We start from the raw sequence: 17652 nt of genomic DNA, 5'->3' as shown, positions 1-17652 counted from the left end.
TATGCCTTTTAACGTCTGGGGCCACAGCCTCCCTGAAATGGAAAAATGGATGGTGTCCAAGGGATTTCCCAAATTCCGGGCCAAACAGCTGCAGGATTACCTGTACCGCCGCCACGTCTACGATTTTCAGGAAATGAAACAGTTTCCGGCGGCCATGCGGGACTTCCTCAATGCCGAAGCGGTACTGGAAAAGCCGGAAATCATGCATTCCATCGCCTCCAACGACGGAGATACCACAAAGATCCTCCTGAAACTTTCCGACGGTTCCCTCATCGAGACCGTATGCATGCACCATGTCTATGGCAATTCCATCTGCGTCTCCACCCAGGTGGGCTGCGCCATGGGCTGTATTTTCTGCGCCTCCACAAGGCATGGCCTGGAGCGGAATCTGACCGCCGGGGAAATGCTGGCCCAGGTCTACGCCTTCAAAGAAAAGCTGGATGCCCCCATCCATTCCATCGTCCTCATGGGTTCCGGAGAACCCCTCACGAACTATGAAGAGGTGCTCCGCTTCATCCGCCTGGCAGGGGATCCCGGTCTTTTAAACATCAGTCTCCGGAATATTACCCTCTCCACCTGCGGCATCGTTCCACAGATTTACCGCCTTGCCGATGAGCACCTGCCCATTACCCTGGCCATTTCCCTTCACGCCCCGAACGATACCATCCGCAATCAGATCCTTCCCATCAGTAAAAATTTCAAGATTGAAGACGTGGTCCGGGCTTCCCGGTACTACTTCAAAACCACGGGACGCCGGGTGACCTTCGAATACATCCTCATCAAAGACGTGAACGCTTCCGTAGAAAATGCGGAAGAACTGTGCCGGCTTACGGGGAAAATGAACTGCCACTTCAACCTCATCCCTATCAACGGCACGGAACATATCAAACTGTACCCGCCGGATATGAAAGAAATCCGGGCCTTCGTATCGGTCCTCGAAAAACACGGAAAAAGCGTCACCGTCCGCCGCCAGATGGGCGACGAAATCCAGGCCGCCTGCGGCCAGCTGAAGAGAAGGTATCTGGAGGGAAATTGAGATCGAGGTCGAATTGAGATCGAGGAGAGAAGGCCGAAGACCTTGCCGCACCATCTGACCCTTCCCCTCTAACGTCATCTCGAGCGGTGGCAAGGGAACTGGATTCGCAGGGAGCCGCAGGCGACTGAGAATCCCGTGAGACGCTTCCTCCGGTGGTAAGCGTCGTAATGATGTAATACATAAAAATAGGATGTGAGATAGAGCCCCGAGATCTCTCTGGTAAATGACTATGACAGGGGAAAAGAAAGAGTTGAGGAAAGAGAGTTGAGAGCCCCGGTCCCGCGGCTTCGCCGCAACCCCACCAGAATCCCTCTGTCTGCTGCGCAGACATCCTCTGGCCAGGCCACATAAGGAAGGCGCCTTAGTGTGCAGTAAAGGTGTGCAGGTCCTGCATAGGACCTGCAAGCCAGCCGCAAGTTGGCGCTTTTACTGCACATCAAAGCGCTTTCCTTTTGGCGGCTGGCCGATCAATATGGGCCTGGCTCAGCAGTCCTCTGCAGGACTGCTGCCTTTGAGAAAGGGGGACTACTCATTTGCGGCTAGCGCCGCAAAAAATCCGACTGCGGCGCACCCATCAGCTAACCTCCGTCTGCTTCGCAGCCACCTCCTTTCCGAGGAAGGAGGCTATCCATTAGCGGCTTCACTGTACCATCTGACACTTCCCTTAACTCGTCATTTCGAGCGGTGTTAGCATGCCGGGGGACTCTACCTTTAAAAATCGCTACAGCTACGATGAGTCGAGAAATCTCCCTGGTAAATGACTATGACGGTGTTGCAAAGGCAGAGTTGAGAGTTAAAGTACAGCGGCTGGCGCCGCAAATGCACCCCCATCCCCGCTTCGCGGGACTTCCCCCGAAGGGGGAAGCGAGTCATTCGCCTGCGGCGCATCCATCAGCTAACCTCCGTCTGCTTCGCAGCCACCGACGGCCGGGCACAAGTTGGCTCTTATACTGCACATTAAAGAGCCTTCCTTTTATCGCCCGGCCGGAGCTCCCCAACGGGGTGGGGTTAGCTGACGGAAGCGCCGCAGGCTTAACCTCAACTCTCAACTCTCAAATCTCAACTCTCTCTTTTCGCCGCAGGCGTTATCCCTCTGCCACTTTTTACACCCATTTCCCACCATTTTGGGGCTATCCAACAAAAATTCCCCATTTCCTATAAGTCTTTCCCCACTTTAAACAGAAAAATCCTCATTTACAGGGTGCTAAAATTGACTATCCACCCCGTTGATGATAGTATAAAATTATTGGGATAAGTTAAGGTTTATCATACTCCGTACCGACTGCGGAGCATGGAGTTGTTTCTTTTATGGAAAGACTTATATGATACTGACTTACGGAGATTCGGAAAAAGGCCTTGTGCGCAGGGCCAATGAAGATGCCATCAGCATGAAGGTGGATGGGCTCTACCTCCTGGCTGACGGCATGGGTGGTTACGATGGGGGACAGATTGCAAGTTCCCTGGCTGTGGAAAGTGGGGCCCGCTATTTCTCATCCCTACCTTCGGAAAAAGCCTTTTCCGAAGAGGGGCTGAAGGAAGCCTTCTGTGCGGCAAACCGGGCTATCCTGGCGGAGAAGAGAGATTCCCCGGCTCTCCAGTCCATGGGCACCACCATGGTAGGAGCCGCTGTAAAGGGAAATCATCTCTTCTGGGCCCATGTGGGGGACAGCCGCCTCTACCGCTATGAAGCAGGGGAGCTCACCCAGGTAACCACGGACCATTCCTTTGTCATGGAACTGGTGACGGAAGGGAAGCTTACGAAAGAAGAAATGCGCCGGCATCCCCGGAAAAATGAAATCACCCGGGCCGTGGGCATCGACGAAAATATGAAAGTGGACACAGGCTCTTTCTCCCTTTCCGACGGGACACTGATCCTCATCTGCTCCGACGGCGTGTCGGGAATGGTGGAAGATGAAGACCTGGCCCGCCTGATTTCTGGTAATCCCCGGAAAACAAAGGATGACCTGAAGGCACTGGCGTCCTCCATCATGGAGAAGGTCTATGACGCCGGAGCCCGGGATAACGCATCGCTGATTTTGATTCAATTTTGGAACTGAGTGGAGTGAAATATGCCAGGTAAAATTCTAGATGAACGTTATGAACTGATGGAAAAAATCGGTTCAGGCGGCATGGCTGATGTGTATAAGGCTAAGGATATCCTGCTTGACAGGATTGTGGCCGTTAAAATCCTGCACAGCAGCTTTGCAGAGGACAATGATTTCATTGTACGGTTCCGCCATGAGGCCCAGTCCGCCGGTAAGCTGTCCCACCCGAATATCGTGGGCATTTACGACGTAGGCTGCGACGGGGATATCCATTACATCGTCATGGAGTATGTGGAAGGGGAGACCCTGAAGCAGTACATCGACAGCCATCCTCATATTCCCATCGATACGGCTGTACGGATTGCCATAGAAATCGGCTACGCCCTGGAAGATGCCCATGCCAACGGCATCATTCACTGCGATATCAAGCCCCACAACGTGCTTCTCACAAAGACGGGAAAGGTGAAGGTCACGGACTTCGGTATTGCCCGGGCCATCAATTCTTCCACCGTCATTGATAAGGAATCCATCCTCGGCTCCGTGCATTACCTGTCACCGGAACAGGCGGCAGGGGATAAGATTACGGAGAAAACGGATATTTACTCCCTGGGCATCGTGCTCTATGAAATGCTGACCCATCACCTTCCCTTCGAAGGGGAAACGGCAGTGTCCATTGCCCTGCAGCATATGCAGGGAGACATTCCCCGGCCCACGAAGTACAATCCCGCCATTTCTCCCATGCTGGAAGAATGCCTTCTCACCGCCATGCAGAAGGATCCGGACAAACGGTACGACAGCGTTTCCGACTTCATTTCGGAACTGAAAATCGCCCAGGGCTTTACCACCACCATCTACAAGCCTGCGTCCCATGACTTCACCGCCATGACCCGGCCCATTCCCCAGAAGGAAGTGCGCCGCCATAAGGCAAAGAAGGAAAGCAGATTCACCAATTTCATCACGAACCTGCCCCAGAAGTACATCTGGATCGGCATGGCCATCCTTTTCATCCTCTGCTTTGCCTGGGCCTTCTTCAGCTTCGGCAATTTCTGGAGCTCCGAGAACATCACCGTGCCGAACGTAGTAGGGAAGCCGGTGGAAGTGGCGGAAACGACCCTGAAGAAACTGGACCTGAAGGTATCGGTGGATGAAATCGCCAGCGACGACGTGCCGGCGGGCCAGGTCATTTCCCAGACCCCTGCCGCCGGAACGAACGTAAAGGCAAGGCGGATTATCCACCTCACTGTCAGTAAGGGGGGCTCTGCCATGCTCATTCCTGACCTGAAGGGCCTCACCCTGGAACAGGCCAAGGAACGGCTGGACAAGCTGGGCCTCACATTGGGCGCCGTGGAAAACGGGAACGATCCCGATAAACCATCGAATGTGATTATCTCCCAGAGCCCGGACTCCGGTTCCAAAGCCACCAAGGGCACAAGGGTGAATATCGTCATCAATATGAAACAGAAGACCAGTGTACCGAACGTCATCGGCATGTCCCTCTCCGACGCCCGGAATACACTCCTTTCGAAGAAGCTTTCCGTGGGCACCATCAATTCCACCGACGGTACCTCCGCCGATGATACCAGCGCCGTAGTCACCGCCCAGGATCCGGCAGGCGGAGAATCCACTTCCTCCGATGTGGTGAACCTCACCATCAGCGGCAAGAAGAAAGCCCAGACGAAGACGGGCACTGTGAATATCTCCATTCCGAAAGGCGGCAGCTCCAGGCAGGTGGAAATCTACGTCACCGATGATACCGGCAAACACACCGCCTACAGCGCCAAAGCAGCGCCGGGTACCACGGTGAGCAAGGATGTCTCCGGCACCGGCAATGTCCACGTACAGGTGGTCATCGACGGCTCTGTCGTCCAGGACCGGGAGCTCTGACCGATGAAGGGAAAAATCCTGAAAAACCAGAACGGCTACTTCACCATTTACAGGGAAGGGGGCTCCCTGTCCCTGTGCCGTTCCCGGGGCGCCCTGAAACGGAAAACCAATATCCTCGTGGGGGACGACGTGGAATTCGAAATGGGGAAAGGCAGCGAAGCTGTCATTACCCATGTGTATCCACGGAAAAACTCCCTCCACCGTCCGCCATCGGCAAACATCGACCAGCTGGTGCTGGTCTCCGCCATCCGGACCCCCGATTTCAACCGGTTCCTCCTGGATAAAATGGTGGTTCTCGCCGAAGCGGCAGACATCGAACTGGTGGTGGTGATCAGCAAGGCGGACCTGGCGGAAGCAGAAGCAGCGGAAGCCGCCGCTTACTACCGGAAAGCGGGGTACCAGGCCTTTGCCACATCCCTGGTGAAGGACGAAGGCATTTCCCTTCTGGAAGAGTCCCTGAAAGGTCCGGTGGTCTCCTTTTCCGGTCCCTCGGGGGCAGGAAAGTCCAGCCTCCTGAACCGGATTCTCGGTCGGTCCCATTTCCTCTCCGGCGAAGTGAGCCGGCAGACCGGGAGGGGCAAAACCACCACCCGCCATGCGGAGCTGGTGCTCTGTGAAAAGGGATACTTCGTCATGGATACGCCGGGCTATACATACCTGGAACTCACCGATATGGATCCCTCCAATCTGTCGTACCTGTTCAAAGATTTCCGCCCCTTCCTTGGCCAATGCCGTTTCAACAACTGCATCCATGACAGGGAACCGAACTGCGCTGTCCGCAGGGCTGTGGAAGAGGGAAAGATCCAGCAGGGCCGCTACGAATCGTACAAACAGATTTTGGAAGAATTGAAGTCCGGGGACTTCAGGAGGTAACTATGAAAATCGCACCGTCATTACTGGCTTCTGATTTCTCAAAACTTTCATCGGAACTGATGGACATCGAACTGGGTGGCGCCGACTATGTCCACCTGGACGTCATGGACGGCCACTTTGTGCCGAACCTCTCCTTCGGGGTCCCGGTGATTTCGTCCTTAAGGAAATGCACATCCCTGCCCTTCGATGTGCACCTCATGACCTACCACCCCGAAGCCTACCTGGATGGCCTTGAAGCCTGCCACACCCACATGGTATCCTTCCACGTGGAAGCGGTGCCCCATGTGGACCGCATGATTCACAACATCCAGGACCGGGGCATGAAGGCCGGCATCGCCCTGAACCCGGGCACCTCCCTTTCTGCCATCGAAGAGATCCTGCCCATCATCGACTTCGTCCTTATCATGTCTGTAAACCCCGGCTTCGGTGGACAGAAATTCATTCCCTACAGCCTTGATAAAATTGCACGGCTTTCCGCATCCATCGGGAAACTGGGAAAAGACATTCCCATCGAAGTGGATGGGGGAGTCAATAAGGACAATGCGCCGCTCCTCAAAAAAGCGGGCGCCTCCATCCTCGTAGCAGGCTCTTCGGTCTTTGGAAAAGAAGACCGGACAGCAGCCATAAAAGCATTACGGGTATAAAAAAAGCGGCGAAAGCCGCTTTTTTAGTGTGCCCATAATGGCAGGGACCCAAGATTGAGGTCGACATCGAGATCGAGTGCATCAGCCTGTGGTTGGAGAGTGGCTAAGGTGACTGAGGTGACTGAAGGGGTGGTAGCGGCGCACAGATGGGAAGCGCCGCCTTTTTGTATTTTGGAGATTTTGCCCGATCCTACGAATGGGGCATAAGGTGGAGCAGAGGTTCCGCCGCAGGAGGGATTACCGGAAGGGTAATCTGATAAAATGCGGATAACCCCAGCATGCAGGCCCTTGGAGATGGAAGTTCTGCATAGGACTTCCAAGTTTGGCCCAAAAATATAAAAGGCGCTTATCCTGCCCATAAAAGCGCCTTCCTTTTAGGCCAAACGGTCCGCGGCAAAGCCGCTGCGGTCTAGATCTGCAGCCTCAGAGACGCTATTCCCCTCGACCTCGGGCTCAATCTCCATTCTCCATCGGTCACTTACTGTTGGGCAGTTACACCAACAATTTTTTGAAAAAGGAGAGGTGACTGAAGACAACTTTTTACGATATTAGTATCAGAGGGGTGAATGAAAGACCTCATGAGATGTTCCGAAGGTTTTCTCAATGTTTCCTTCCATCCATGGTACCGAAGGGAGCGGGGAGGACCGGAGGAGCTGGGAAATTTCCCTTTCAGGAGCCTCTCCCTTCCCAAAGAATCCGTCCGGACGGAAAATGACGGAAAGAAAAAGCGAGAAAAAATCAGAACAGAAAAGCAGAATGGAAGCGCAGTCGCAGGACTTTCCTCCCTTGACGACAGTTCCGAGCAACACTGAGCGGAGAGCTCCGAATAGGTATGGGTGATGACCGATACCGGTTTCTTCGAGAGCACAAATCCGGTGCAGACTGCCAAAGCGCGGACGCCTGATTCACCGGTTGCATTTACCTGGTGCCCTTCCGGATGCTTTTCTGCTTTTTGCGTGGGTGGAAAGGTAGGTTATTTCTGTTCAATTTTGGGTATGCCCTTTTAAAGGTCATATGTAACGGTGGCGGATGGAAGTTTTCGCCAAGGACGGCGATATCTACGCCGCCTCTGCCAGCGCTATGTTCCACGTGCCCGTTGTAAAGCACGGCATCCACGGCGACCTCCGGCAGAAAGGAAAGATTGCAGAACTCGCCCTGGGCTACGGCGGCGGAGAAGGAGCCCTGAAAGCCATGGGAGCCCTGGACATGGGACTTACGGAAGAAGAACTGAAGCCCCTGGTCACCTCCTGGCGGACCACGAACCCCCACATCGTGGACTACTGGTGGAAAGTAGACCGGGCAGTGAAAGAGGCCATAGAAAACCACCGCATCATGAGAGTAGGGACCCTCACCATCTTCATGCAGAAGGGCATCCTCTTCATCGAACTTCCCTCGGGCCGGAGACTTGCCTACGTGGGAGCTGCCATGAAAATGGGGGAGAAAGGGTACAAAGTCATTACCTACATGGGCGTGGGAGCTACAAAAAAGTGGGAACGTATCGAGTCCTATGGCCCTAAATTCGTGGAAAACATTATCCAGGCTGTATCCCGGGATATCCTCTGCCACGCCATGAAGAACCTGCAGGGGAGATATATCTGCGGCCACGTCCATGATGAACTGATCATTGAGTGCCCAGAGGACACACCGATTTATGAAATTACGGAGACCATGGCCGGGATGCCGGACTGGATGCCGGGGCTGGTGATGAGGGCAGACGGGTATGAGGCGGAGTACTATCGGAAAGAATAGTGGGGAAGATCTAGGTCTAGGTCTAGATCTAGGTGGTCCGCCTGCGGCGCTTGTGTGGCTGAAGGGCATGTGAACGTATGGGGGCATTGAGCCTTCAGCCTTGAGCCTTGAGCTGAATCGCTCCGCGGCGTACGCCGCAAAGGTGGCGGCGTAGGTGAGATCGAGGTCGAAACCGAGGTCGAGGGCATTTGCAACTACGTTGCCATTCCAATTGACACTACTCCTAATACGTCATCTCGAGCGGTGGTAGCATGCTGAATGACTCTATCCGTAAGAATTGCTACAGCTACGAAGAGTCGAGAGCCTGCTAACATAAAGTCAAGCCTTTTTTGTAATTTTTTTTTGGCTCTGTTTGCTACACGCCAAAAGCCCACCATTTCAGGTGGGAATAATTTAGCTTATATTAATTTCTACAGTAATTCAGCCTAATGCCGCTAAACTGGCTCTTACGCCATCTTGGACTACATGGGGCCATGTGAGACTAAATCAGATAAAAGCATGGAAAACTGCCCTGACCTGATTTAGACTATATGATTCACCCAATCTGTGCTATATGACTTTTTACGCAGTTTTGGATACATTCATCTGACCTGCTGACGTCTTATCCTGAATAAACGATGAATTCTGTTTATTTTGCATATAATCACGTACTGTACCGTAATAGATCCTCAGAAATTTATTCGCACCAGCTGTCATATAAACAAGATATTTCTTACCTTCACTGCGCTTTTTCACTATAAAGTCATATACCCGGTCTCCTTGAGGTTTTCTGGCCAGCTTTGATGTCATGATAAGGTATAATGCCCGCCGAAGTTCCGGTGACCCGATTTTTGTGGCTCGAGAGCTTTTCGGCTTGTCGTCACCTGATTCATGCTTTTTGGGGTCAACACCGGCGAACGCAGTTATCTGGCTGCGCTTGGTGAATCTGGTGACATCTCCCAATTCTCCCATAATGATGGGCCCTGTTACCTCACCAACACCGTCCATCTTCATGACTGCCGGATATTCCGGGAGCTGAGATGCCAGCTGGTTCATATGCTCCTTGGTATCTTGGATAGTCTCAAGAAGTTCGTTTATTGCATTGACGGCTATCTGTATAGTTTTCTTTATATTCATGCTCTTAGGCATAGCAGCCAGTGCCTTTTTTGCCCAGTTCATGATGTCTTCAGCTTTATCTTCACTGAATTCATAACCATGCTTCTGACACCATTTGCAATACCGGTTAGAAAATGCATTCATAGACATTTTTCTGATGCAGTCAACATGCCACCAGGTATTCACAAAATCTACCCATTTCAAGTGTTCATTCTGATTGGGGTTGCTTGAGAACAGCTTGTTCACTCCTGGGCAGGTGAGATCGGTAAGGGACAGCAGATTATTGGTAAATGTCACACATTCATCAGTATATAGTTTGTACTGCCGCTCACATTCTTTGAGGCATTCCCTTTTAGAATCCATCTGACTAAAGGGCCTCCTCTCCTTATTCCAGTATTGAATTCCATAGCTTGCAATTTTCTGCGCATCTATCGAGTCTGTCTTCGGTTTACGAAGAGAATCGTCATGAAAGTCTGCAAGAAGCTTCGGATTCACCGTATACACGGTATATCCGTCCTTCTGAAGACTACTCGCAAGGCCGAGGTGGTATCGACCGGTACATTCCATGTAGATTCTCAATGTACCATTAGCCTTATACTGGTCAAGCTTTCTCTCCAAAAACCTGAGGCCCAGTAAGTCATGATCAATCGTAAATGGCTTCGACGGAGACTTGTCTCCTGCACGAAAAAAAGAAACCGTGCTATGTCCTTTTGAAACATCGATACCTACAGACACTTTCACAGTTTCATTACATTTAGATAATCCCATCATAATGCGCCTCTTTACTACAAAAGAACAATGTACAGACTCCAGCAATTCCCTGATGCCTATCCTATCTACTAAGGTACATGAACTTGGTCATAAGATGACCAGATCCGCCTGCTTAAAACGGACGCTGTACCAGGATGCCGGAAGACGGGCTCTCGAGCGAACGGTGATGTTCCAGATCTTCCCGGTCCATCCATTGCATCTCTATTGTACAGCTTCAACAACAAGGCAGTTAAGAGCTGCTAGCTGGACATCTCCTAACCAAACTCCATTGTAGTAGATCTTTCTGGTGAATGACTATGACGGGAAAAAGGCGGATTTGAGATCCCGCGGCTTCGCCGTAGACCTATCAGAATCCCTCTGTCTGCTGCGCAGACATCTCCCTTTGGGAAAGGGAGACTAACCATAAGCGGCTGACGCCGCAAACAATCAGCCTGCGACGCGCCCATCAGCTAACCTCCGTCTGCTTCGCAGCCACCTCCTTCCAAAGGAAGGAGGCTAACGGACAGCTGCTCTGCCGCATTTCTACCGGAATGCTCCCCACCGGGGTGAGGGATTCGGTAGGAAGCGCCGCAGGCGAACCATCTTTCCTAGCCGCTAACAGCTAGCAGCTAGTGTCTAATTTCATAAGTTTCCGATTGTATCTCTAAGTTGTGAACCCTTGACCTCACGCTTTTTCCAGCGGAACGGTTCTGCATGCTCATTGTAGGCAGCAATAAACTTTTTAATCGCTGACACAAGATCCGAAACAGAGTCAAAGCTTGCCCCTCGGAGCACTTTTCGCGACATAATGTTAAACCAGATTTCCACTTCATTCAGCCAGCTTGCTGACGTTGGTGTGTAATGAAAATGGACATTAGGATGCTTTTCCAGCCAGTCGTTTAAGCGCTTGTGCGTGCAGTAATTATCGACAATAATATGATATTGCACTTTGTCTCCACCCGGCTCACTTTTCAATAAGTCATCTAAAAATTCTTCAAAGTCCTCTCTGGTTTTTCTCTTTGTTGTCTTTCCATAAATTTGTCCGGTAGCTACCTCCAGTGCACCGAATAAATTTATTGTTCCATTTCTCCGGTATGTGCTTTTCAACCCGCGCACAATTTTCTTGTTATGAGTAAGTACATATCTTTGGGCTCTACTTAAGGCCTGTATCGATGGTTTCTCATCAACGCTGATTACGACAGCATTCTCTGGCGGGTCCAAGTAAAGTCCCACGATATCAGCAGACTTTTTAGTAAACTCCGGATCAGTACTGACACACCAGGAACGCTGCCTTGCCAGCTGTATTCCTTCCTTTCTCATAAGTCGCCAAATGGCAGCCTTTGAGACATTCAGAACTCTTGCCAGTGTAGGACCATCCCAGTGTGCTAGACCGTCTGGAGGCGCTTCCTTCAGCTTATTTAACACCATTTTGCGGAATTCCGGTCCATATTGAGAAGTACGGCCCCGCCTTTTCTTATCCTGTAGTCCAGGAATGCCCTGTTCAGCAAAACGATTCCGCCAAAGGCTAACGGTATTGGGGCGTTCCCCCAACTTAGCTGCGATATCCTTGATTTGCATTCCATCAAGACATAGAAGAACCATTTTTGCACGTCTTACAATACGATGCTCTGCTTTTTGAGAGTTTACGATTTTATGCAGTTCTATGCGTTCGCTTTCGGAGCAGTGTATTTGCTTAGCAACTTTTGGCATAACGTTATTCCTCCCCCTGCAATTTGCATTTATCTAGAATAAGTATACCATTATTTACTATAGCCAGCAATACAATCTATTATTTATGAAATTAGACACTAGAAGCCCCTGCCCGTTCACACGTACACTCAGCCACAGGTCATCCGCGGCGAAGCCGCAAAAGGTCTAGACCTGAATCCAGATCCAGACTCCCAGGACCTTCGGCCCCATTCCGCTCGATTTCGACCTCGATTTCAATCTCGCTTTGCCAATATGGCATACAGGCCCCAGAAGCTTGTCCATAGGGTATAATGAAATCAATGGCGGTCCCATGTATGGCAGGAGTATCGCAAATTTCATGGGACTCGATGACAGGAAATGACTTCCCTAAAGCTACAATAGAGTTAAGAGGAAGTCCTTTTGACTTCATGTGCAGGAATTCATTGTTCATTCACAGGGGAGAGGATCTGTATGAAGAAAGTTGTCCTGACTTTATTACTTCTGTTTCTACCTTTATCCATGGTTGATGCTTACCAGCATGAGCCCAGCGGATTTGGGGGAATGTACTGGGGGATACCCATTACCCAGGTCAAGCAAAGGTACCGTACCACCTTCTTTAAGTATGGGAGCCAGGGTATCGACATGTATATGGTCACCATCCCGGATGCCTACGGAGAACTGGGGCTGCGGGGTATGTATTCTACGGTGTGCTCTTTCCAAAACAATCGGCTCATTATGATTACTATTCCTATATTCAGGACCCGGGGTACGGTGGATAAAGATTATGAGGAAGAGCTTGGATTTCTGACAAACCTCTGCGGGACGCCCCGTACCGCTCCGAATGGAATGAAAATGTGGAGCGGTCCCGTTACATGTATGGGACTGATGAAGAGACCAGAATTTGTTGAAATCGACCTGATGGATACCAGGTTCGTCGTAAAAACTGTGAGATCGAAGAATGTTATGAGAAAAGGGGTATCTGTATGAAAAAATTCTTACTTGCTCTTGGCATGGCTACGCTGCTTGCTATGCCTACATCCTTTGCCTATCGCTTCTATGCAGAACCGGAAAGTGATACCGCTGTTTCCTACGATGTTTATGATGTTCTGGACGGGAAATGGGAAACCACATTTGTGAATTATGCCAATGCCGACGGCAGCAATGAATACTGGCTTCGGGTGGCGAGCCGGTACGACCAGACAAAGCTGCTCCATTTCCTGACCATCACCGTTGACGGGGAAAGCTACCGCCTCACTGCCATTCCCTTCGACAGCAAGCATTACTACGCAGGCAGTTCCGCTATTACCACCCGGGGAGATATGGGCCACAATATGCACTATGCTTCCCAAAGCCGGTATTTCCCCATTTCCGCGGACCTTGCGGCGAAACTGGCGCAGGCAAAGGAAATCATCATCACCTACAATACAAATCTCCAGATCAACTGCGACATTCGAGTCAATAAGGATGTCATAGAAAACCTGAAGAAATCTCTTCCACTGAAATATGCAGACTTCAACAACTACTGGAAACCGGAAGATAAGCGGCTGAAACTCCAGCAGATGGGGAAGGACTTCTAATGGATAAACTGATAGAAAAAGCCAAAGCCCTGGGCATCGAGGTCACTATCTCCGACTTCGACGACCTCCGGCGGCAGTACTGCTTCACCTGGAAGGACCGGACGGTGTACGTGGTCCTTTCCAATGAAAAGAAGCTCCCCGCCCGGCTGAAGTTGGAGGCGGAGAGCTGTGATGGGGAGTTTAAAGAAAAGCTGATGGAGCTCGTGAGTGAAATGGAATGAGAAGATGGTGGCTGAGGTGGCTAAGGTGACTGAGGTGGCTGAGGGGAAGGCGTGGCGCACAAATTATATAGCGCCGCTGATTTATATATCCAGCGGCGAAGCCGCAAAAGCACCCCAACCTCCCCTCTTTAGAGGGGAGGGGGACCACGAAGTGGTGGAGGGGTGGTCGCGAAGCGACTGAGGTATTGACAGGAAAACAGTGGGAGCACCTTCAGCGAGAGCCCCCTCCGTCTCGCTGCTCTCGCCACCTCCCCATAGATGGGAGAGGTTAAAAAATTCAGTCTGCAGTGCTATCTGTCGTAAATTCTCAAAGTAACTTCCGGTCGCCTGAAACTGGCGATAAGTTCGAGAAATTTGCTAGAAGTTAGTTTGGGAAATTGTAAAAATCGCCTTAATTTTCGTTGTTAATTGTGAATTTTAGAGCAATAAGACTGTTTCAGCGCATGCTAAAAGAAACTTTGAATTGTTATTTTTCAAAGTAAATTCCGGTTGACATGAAGTTGCTTTGAGAAATACTCCTGGCTCTAAAACAAGAAGATGCTGTTGAATTTGTTGCTGGTAAAAGCAAGCAGTTGACAATATCCATTCCGGGGCTGCTGATTTTCGCCTGTTCTCCAATGCTTGTCAAGACGAAAGACATGTCTTGACAAGCATTGGAGAACAGGCGGTCAGCTGGCCAGTCCGGAAATGGATTAGAATGCTACAACTCCAAGTATCTGGAGCAGCTTTGTCGTCTGCACAACGTTTTCAGCAGGAACTTTGCAGATTCCTAAAATGTGGGCAGCCTCCGTACCATAGATGTGGGTAAACATTTCGTAGGCGGTTTTGCCATTAAAGACTGCCCTTTTGGTTGAATTTATGTGGGAAAAGATTATATCTACTTTTTCCTGCGTCAGATTGTCGAAGTTGGCTCCTTTCGGCAGGATGTCACGGAGGAGTGTGTGATTCTTCTCCACGCGGGGCTTTTGGCTGGAGCGCATAGGATCGCAATAAAAGAGGCGTGTTTCCCTCGTTCCGGCCGCATTCATCTCGATGCCATCTATATTGGCGAATTCTCCCCCGTTATCTGTAAGGATAAGAGAGAAACAACTGGCAAAGGGAATGCCGGCATCGGTGAATTTCTGACGGAGGGTTTGAAACTGCTCCGTTACAGCCTGGGCCGTCTTGTTGGGCAGCAGCCTGCCAAACATGAAATTGCTGTTGGTAAAGAGCATTGTAAGCAGTACCTTGCCTCCGACACGTCCAATTACAGTGTCCATCTCAACCCAGTGCGTAATATGATTTGCAGCGATATGCTGCTGGAAATCTTCATATGCGCGGCCTTTCTTTGCTCCATACGGCACATATTCAAGCTGACGGGGCTTGCGGGATCTGAATTTGACCATACGGGGAAGTTCGATCGGGCTGAAAGAGCAGTATCCTTTCTTGATATAGCGGTAAACAGTAGCCTGCGACGCCTGAATTTCCTCGGTCTGCATAATGTGGTAAATATGCTGCCCTTTCTTTATCCCTTCCCGGAGCTTCCTGTCAGTATCCCAGAAACTGGCTTTATTAAGTGCAATACCGGTTCTGGATTCTGACCTGAGGGCCTCATAATCTTTTTGGGCAGATTTGGCTCTATAGACCAGACGTTTAAGATGACAGTATGGCTTTTGCTTACAGCCATTGCAGACATAAGGCGAATGGGTGAGTTTGGGACATTCGTCGTTTAAGACACGGCCACTGTCATCGCGGCGAGTCCAGTTGTTTGCAGCCAATTCCCGATGTTTACGTACTTCCTTAGATATTGTGCTGGCATCCTTTCCAATAGTACGTGCAATCTCGGAGAAAGTAGATTGGGATTTGAGCATCGCTTCGATGGTGAGTCGGTCATCAAAGGTGAGATGTTTGTTCTTCCTTGTAGAATTGACAATGTTGCTCATAGTTAACCTCATATTCCACGAGTATTTCTCAAGTTAAATTCTACCAAATGTCAGTTCTCAAAGTAAATTCCAGAATGACCTTCAGAGCTGGAACTTACTTTGCGAAATTGCTCAGTGCTATCTGTCACTAATTTCCGTGGCATTTTGCCTGCGGTTTTATGGTTTATAAGTTATAATAAAACAAATGACTGAAATCAATAAGAAAGGGGGCGTTCTATGCTCATCAATATACAGGATGACCTGATCCGGCTGGATCGGATGGGCCTTTTGCCGGAGCTTCTGGTGGATAAGACCGGCGGCGGGCGGATTCTTTGGGGCACCAATGCCTATGAGGACCGGGGGGAGGCTTACCGGGCGGACCGTGAAATCTCACGGGGTCTCATACTGGGAGACAACCTCGGCGTCATCCGGACCCGAGCGCGGAAGGACTTCGAGCAGCAGTCGGAGAGAACGAGGCAGCATGCGGAAGTTTTCACGCCCCGGTGGATCTGTAACCGGATGATCGATGCCATCGATGCGGACTGGTTTGGACTTGCCTCTATGCCGGACGATGGGTTCAAGGATATGGACCGTCTCTTTGAAAAGAAAAAATGGAAGCGGTACGTGGACAGCAAGCGTCTGGAAATTACCTGCGGCGAAGGGCCCTTTCTCATGGAGCGCTACGATGCGGTGACGGGGGACGTGGTGCCGGTTATGGAACGGCAGGGCATTCTGGACAGGAAATTCCGGGTACTGGACCATTATACGGAAACAAAGGAAGACTGGCTCCACTGGGCCCTCAGGGCAGTGGAGGCGACCTATGGCTACGAATTCCAGGGGGATAACCTTCTCATCGCACGGATCAACATGGTCATGACGTTTCTGGAATGGTATGAAGAACGGTGGCAGGAAGAGCTCTCACCGGGACTTTTAAAGAAACTGGGGAATAAAGTCTCCTGGAACCTGTGGCAGATGGATGGCATCACCAACCAGCTGCCCTATGAAGCCGATGTGCCGGTGGAAATGGACCTGTTCCAACCATTGAATGGTGGATTACCGAAAACAACATTAAAACCATCGTTCTGTCGGATTATGGACTGGCGAAATGAAAAGAAGAGCATTGTGTATGAAAATATTAAAGGAAGGCTGACAGGAATGAAATTCGACTATATTATTGGTAATCCCCCTTATCAGGAAGATGTCCAAAACAAGGGGGACCGTGCAAACCCGTTGTACCATAAATTTATGGATGAAGCATTTCAGGTCGCTAAAAAAGTGGAGTTAATTCATCCAGCTAGATTTCTTTTTAATGCGGGGCAGACTCCCAAACCATGGAATGAGAAGATGCTTAATGATGAGCACTTTAAAATTCTTATGTATGAGCAAAAAAGTAATAAAATTTTTACCAATACTGATATTAAAGGGGGCGTCGCCATATCGTATCATGACAATACCAAAATTATTGGACCGATAGGCGTATTTACATCTTATGAGGAATTGAATCACATTACTCGTAAAGTAAGCTCTCAAGCAAAAGAATATCTTGATGAATTAGTCTCTTCTCGTGGTACGTATAGATTTTCGAATAAGTTTTTTGAAGACCATCCATATGCTACCGATCGACTTGGAAAAGGGTCAGGGAATATGGTTGTCTCTAATGCGATTACTCAAATCCCTGAAGCATTTCTTGAAAAAGAAGAAGTTGAGAGTCCTAAAAAGTACGTTTGTATTCTCGGGAGAGTTCAATCAAAACGAGTATATAGGTTTTTAAATAAAGATTATTTACTGGATAATGAATATGTATATTCATGGAAAGTTATGTTACCTGAAGCCAATGGATCCGGTACGTTAGGTGAAGTACTTAGTTCACCAGTTGTTGCTGCACCCTCTGTTGGCGCAACAGACACGTTTATAAGTATTGGACCGTTTGCTAGTGAACAACAAGCATTAAACGCATTAAAGTATATAAAGACTAAATTTGCTCGTACCATGCTTGCGGTAAAGAAGATTACACAGCATAATCCAAAAGCAGTTTGGAAGTATGTCCCTCTCCAGGATTTCACAGAACATTCCGATATCGACTGGACCCAGTCTATTCATGATATTGACCGGCAGCTTTATAAGAAGTATGGCCTGTCAAAGGAAGAGGTTTCCTTTATTGAATCCCATGTAAAGGAGATGAAATAAT

Annotated in this window: 13 protein-coding genes; 10 read left to right on the top strand and 3 right to left on the bottom strand. The window is 49.9% G+C overall.

Annotation, left to right across the window (positions count from 1 at the left end):
* Nucleotide 1: 1 nt before the first annotated feature.
* The 6 genes from rlmN (at nt 2) to ACFWUL_RS05325 (ending at nt 8231) form a co-directional block, all read left to right on the top strand.
* Nucleotides 2–1036 carry a 23S rRNA (adenine(2503)-C(2))-methyltransferase RlmN gene (rlmN, locus tag ACFWUL_RS05350; RefSeq protein ID WP_416178024.1) on the top strand — a complete coding sequence of 345 codons (1035 nt, stop codon included), beginning with the start codon at nt 2–4 and terminating at the stop codon, nt 1034–1036.
* A 1322-nt stretch (nt 1037–2358) separates the two neighbouring features.
* Nucleotides 2359–3093: a Stp1/IreP family PP2C-type Ser/Thr phosphatase gene (locus tag ACFWUL_RS05345; protein WP_416178023.1), complete on the top strand. Its 735-nt coding sequence runs from the start codon at nt 2359–2361 to the stop codon at nt 3091–3093.
* 12 nt (nt 3094–3105) lie between these two features.
* Nucleotides 3106–4965 carry a Stk1 family PASTA domain-containing Ser/Thr kinase gene (gene pknB / locus ACFWUL_RS05340; RefSeq protein ID WP_416178022.1) on the top strand — a complete coding sequence of 620 codons (1860 nt, stop codon included), beginning with the start codon at nt 3106–3108 and terminating at the stop codon, nt 4963–4965.
* Nucleotides 4966–4968: 3 nt separating this feature from the next.
* On the top strand, nt 4969–5838 hold the full coding sequence (gene rsgA, locus ACFWUL_RS05335; protein WP_416178021.1) for a ribosome small subunit-dependent GTPase A: 870 nt from the start codon (nt 4969–4971) through the stop codon (nt 5836–5838).
* Nucleotides 5839–5840: 2 nt separating this feature from the next.
* Nucleotides 5841–6482 (top strand): ribulose-phosphate 3-epimerase, encoded by a 642-nt coding sequence (gene rpe / locus ACFWUL_RS05330; RefSeq protein ID WP_416178020.1) that lies wholly within the window; start codon nt 5841–5843, stop codon nt 6480–6482.
* Between the two features lie 1029 nt (nt 6483–7511).
* Complete coding sequence (locus ACFWUL_RS05325) at nt 7512–8231, top strand: hypothetical protein (protein ID WP_416178019.1); 720 nt, start codon at nt 7512–7514, stop codon at nt 8229–8231.
* 561 nt (nt 8232–8792) lie between these two features.
* Here the strand turns inward: ACFWUL_RS05325 and ACFWUL_RS05320 are convergent.
* Nucleotides 8793–10097 (bottom strand): IS110 family transposase, encoded by a 1305-nt coding sequence (locus tag ACFWUL_RS05320; RefSeq protein ID WP_416178018.1) that lies wholly within the window; start codon nt 10095–10097, stop codon nt 8793–8795.
* A 621-nt stretch (nt 10098–10718) separates the two neighbouring features.
* Nucleotides 10719–11786 carry an IS630 family transposase gene (locus tag ACFWUL_RS05315; protein ID WP_416178017.1) on the bottom strand — a complete coding sequence of 356 codons (1068 nt, stop codon included), beginning with the start codon at nt 11784–11786 and terminating at the stop codon, nt 10719–10721.
* Between the two features lie 450 nt (nt 11787–12236).
* On the opposite strand from ACFWUL_RS05315, the gene ACFWUL_RS05310 reads away from it, so the two are divergent.
* The 3 genes from ACFWUL_RS05310 to ACFWUL_RS05300 are packed head-to-tail and all read left to right on the top strand — an operon-like array spanning nt 12237 to nt 13563.
* Nucleotides 12237–12752, top strand: a complete 516-nt coding sequence (locus tag ACFWUL_RS05310; protein WP_416178016.1) for a hypothetical protein — start codon at nt 12237–12239, stop codon at nt 12750–12752.
* Nucleotides 12749–13342: a hypothetical protein gene (locus tag ACFWUL_RS05305; RefSeq protein WP_416178015.1), complete on the top strand. Its 594-nt coding sequence runs from the start codon at nt 12749–12751 to the stop codon at nt 13340–13342. The genes ACFWUL_RS05310 and ACFWUL_RS05305 overlap by 4 nt, the downstream gene beginning before the upstream one ends.
* Nucleotides 13342–13563 carry a hypothetical protein gene (locus ACFWUL_RS05300; RefSeq protein WP_416178014.1) on the top strand — a complete coding sequence of 74 codons (222 nt, stop codon included), beginning with the start codon at nt 13342–13344 and terminating at the stop codon, nt 13561–13563. Before ACFWUL_RS05305 ends, ACFWUL_RS05300 begins: the two co-directional genes overlap by 1 nt.
* Before the next feature lie 692 nt (nt 13564–14255).
* Here ACFWUL_RS05300 and ACFWUL_RS05295 read toward each other — a convergent pair.
* Nucleotides 14256–15485 carry an IS30 family transposase gene (locus ACFWUL_RS05295; RefSeq protein ID WP_416177577.1) on the bottom strand — a complete coding sequence of 410 codons (1230 nt, stop codon included), beginning with the start codon at nt 15483–15485 and terminating at the stop codon, nt 14256–14258.
* 216 nt (nt 15486–15701) lie between these two features.
* On the opposite strand from ACFWUL_RS05295, the gene ACFWUL_RS05290 reads away from it, so the two are divergent.
* Nucleotides 15702–17651 (top strand): Eco57I restriction-modification methylase domain-containing protein, encoded by a 1950-nt coding sequence (locus tag ACFWUL_RS05290; RefSeq protein WP_416178013.1) that lies wholly within the window; start codon nt 15702–15704, stop codon nt 17649–17651.
* Nucleotide 17652: the final 1 nt, after the last annotated feature.

It is taken from the genome of Dialister sp., assembly GCF_047832375.1.
GTDB lineage: Bacteria > Bacillota > Negativicutes > Veillonellales > Dialisteraceae > Dialister.
This window is presented reverse-complemented; position numbering and strand designations above follow the sequence as displayed.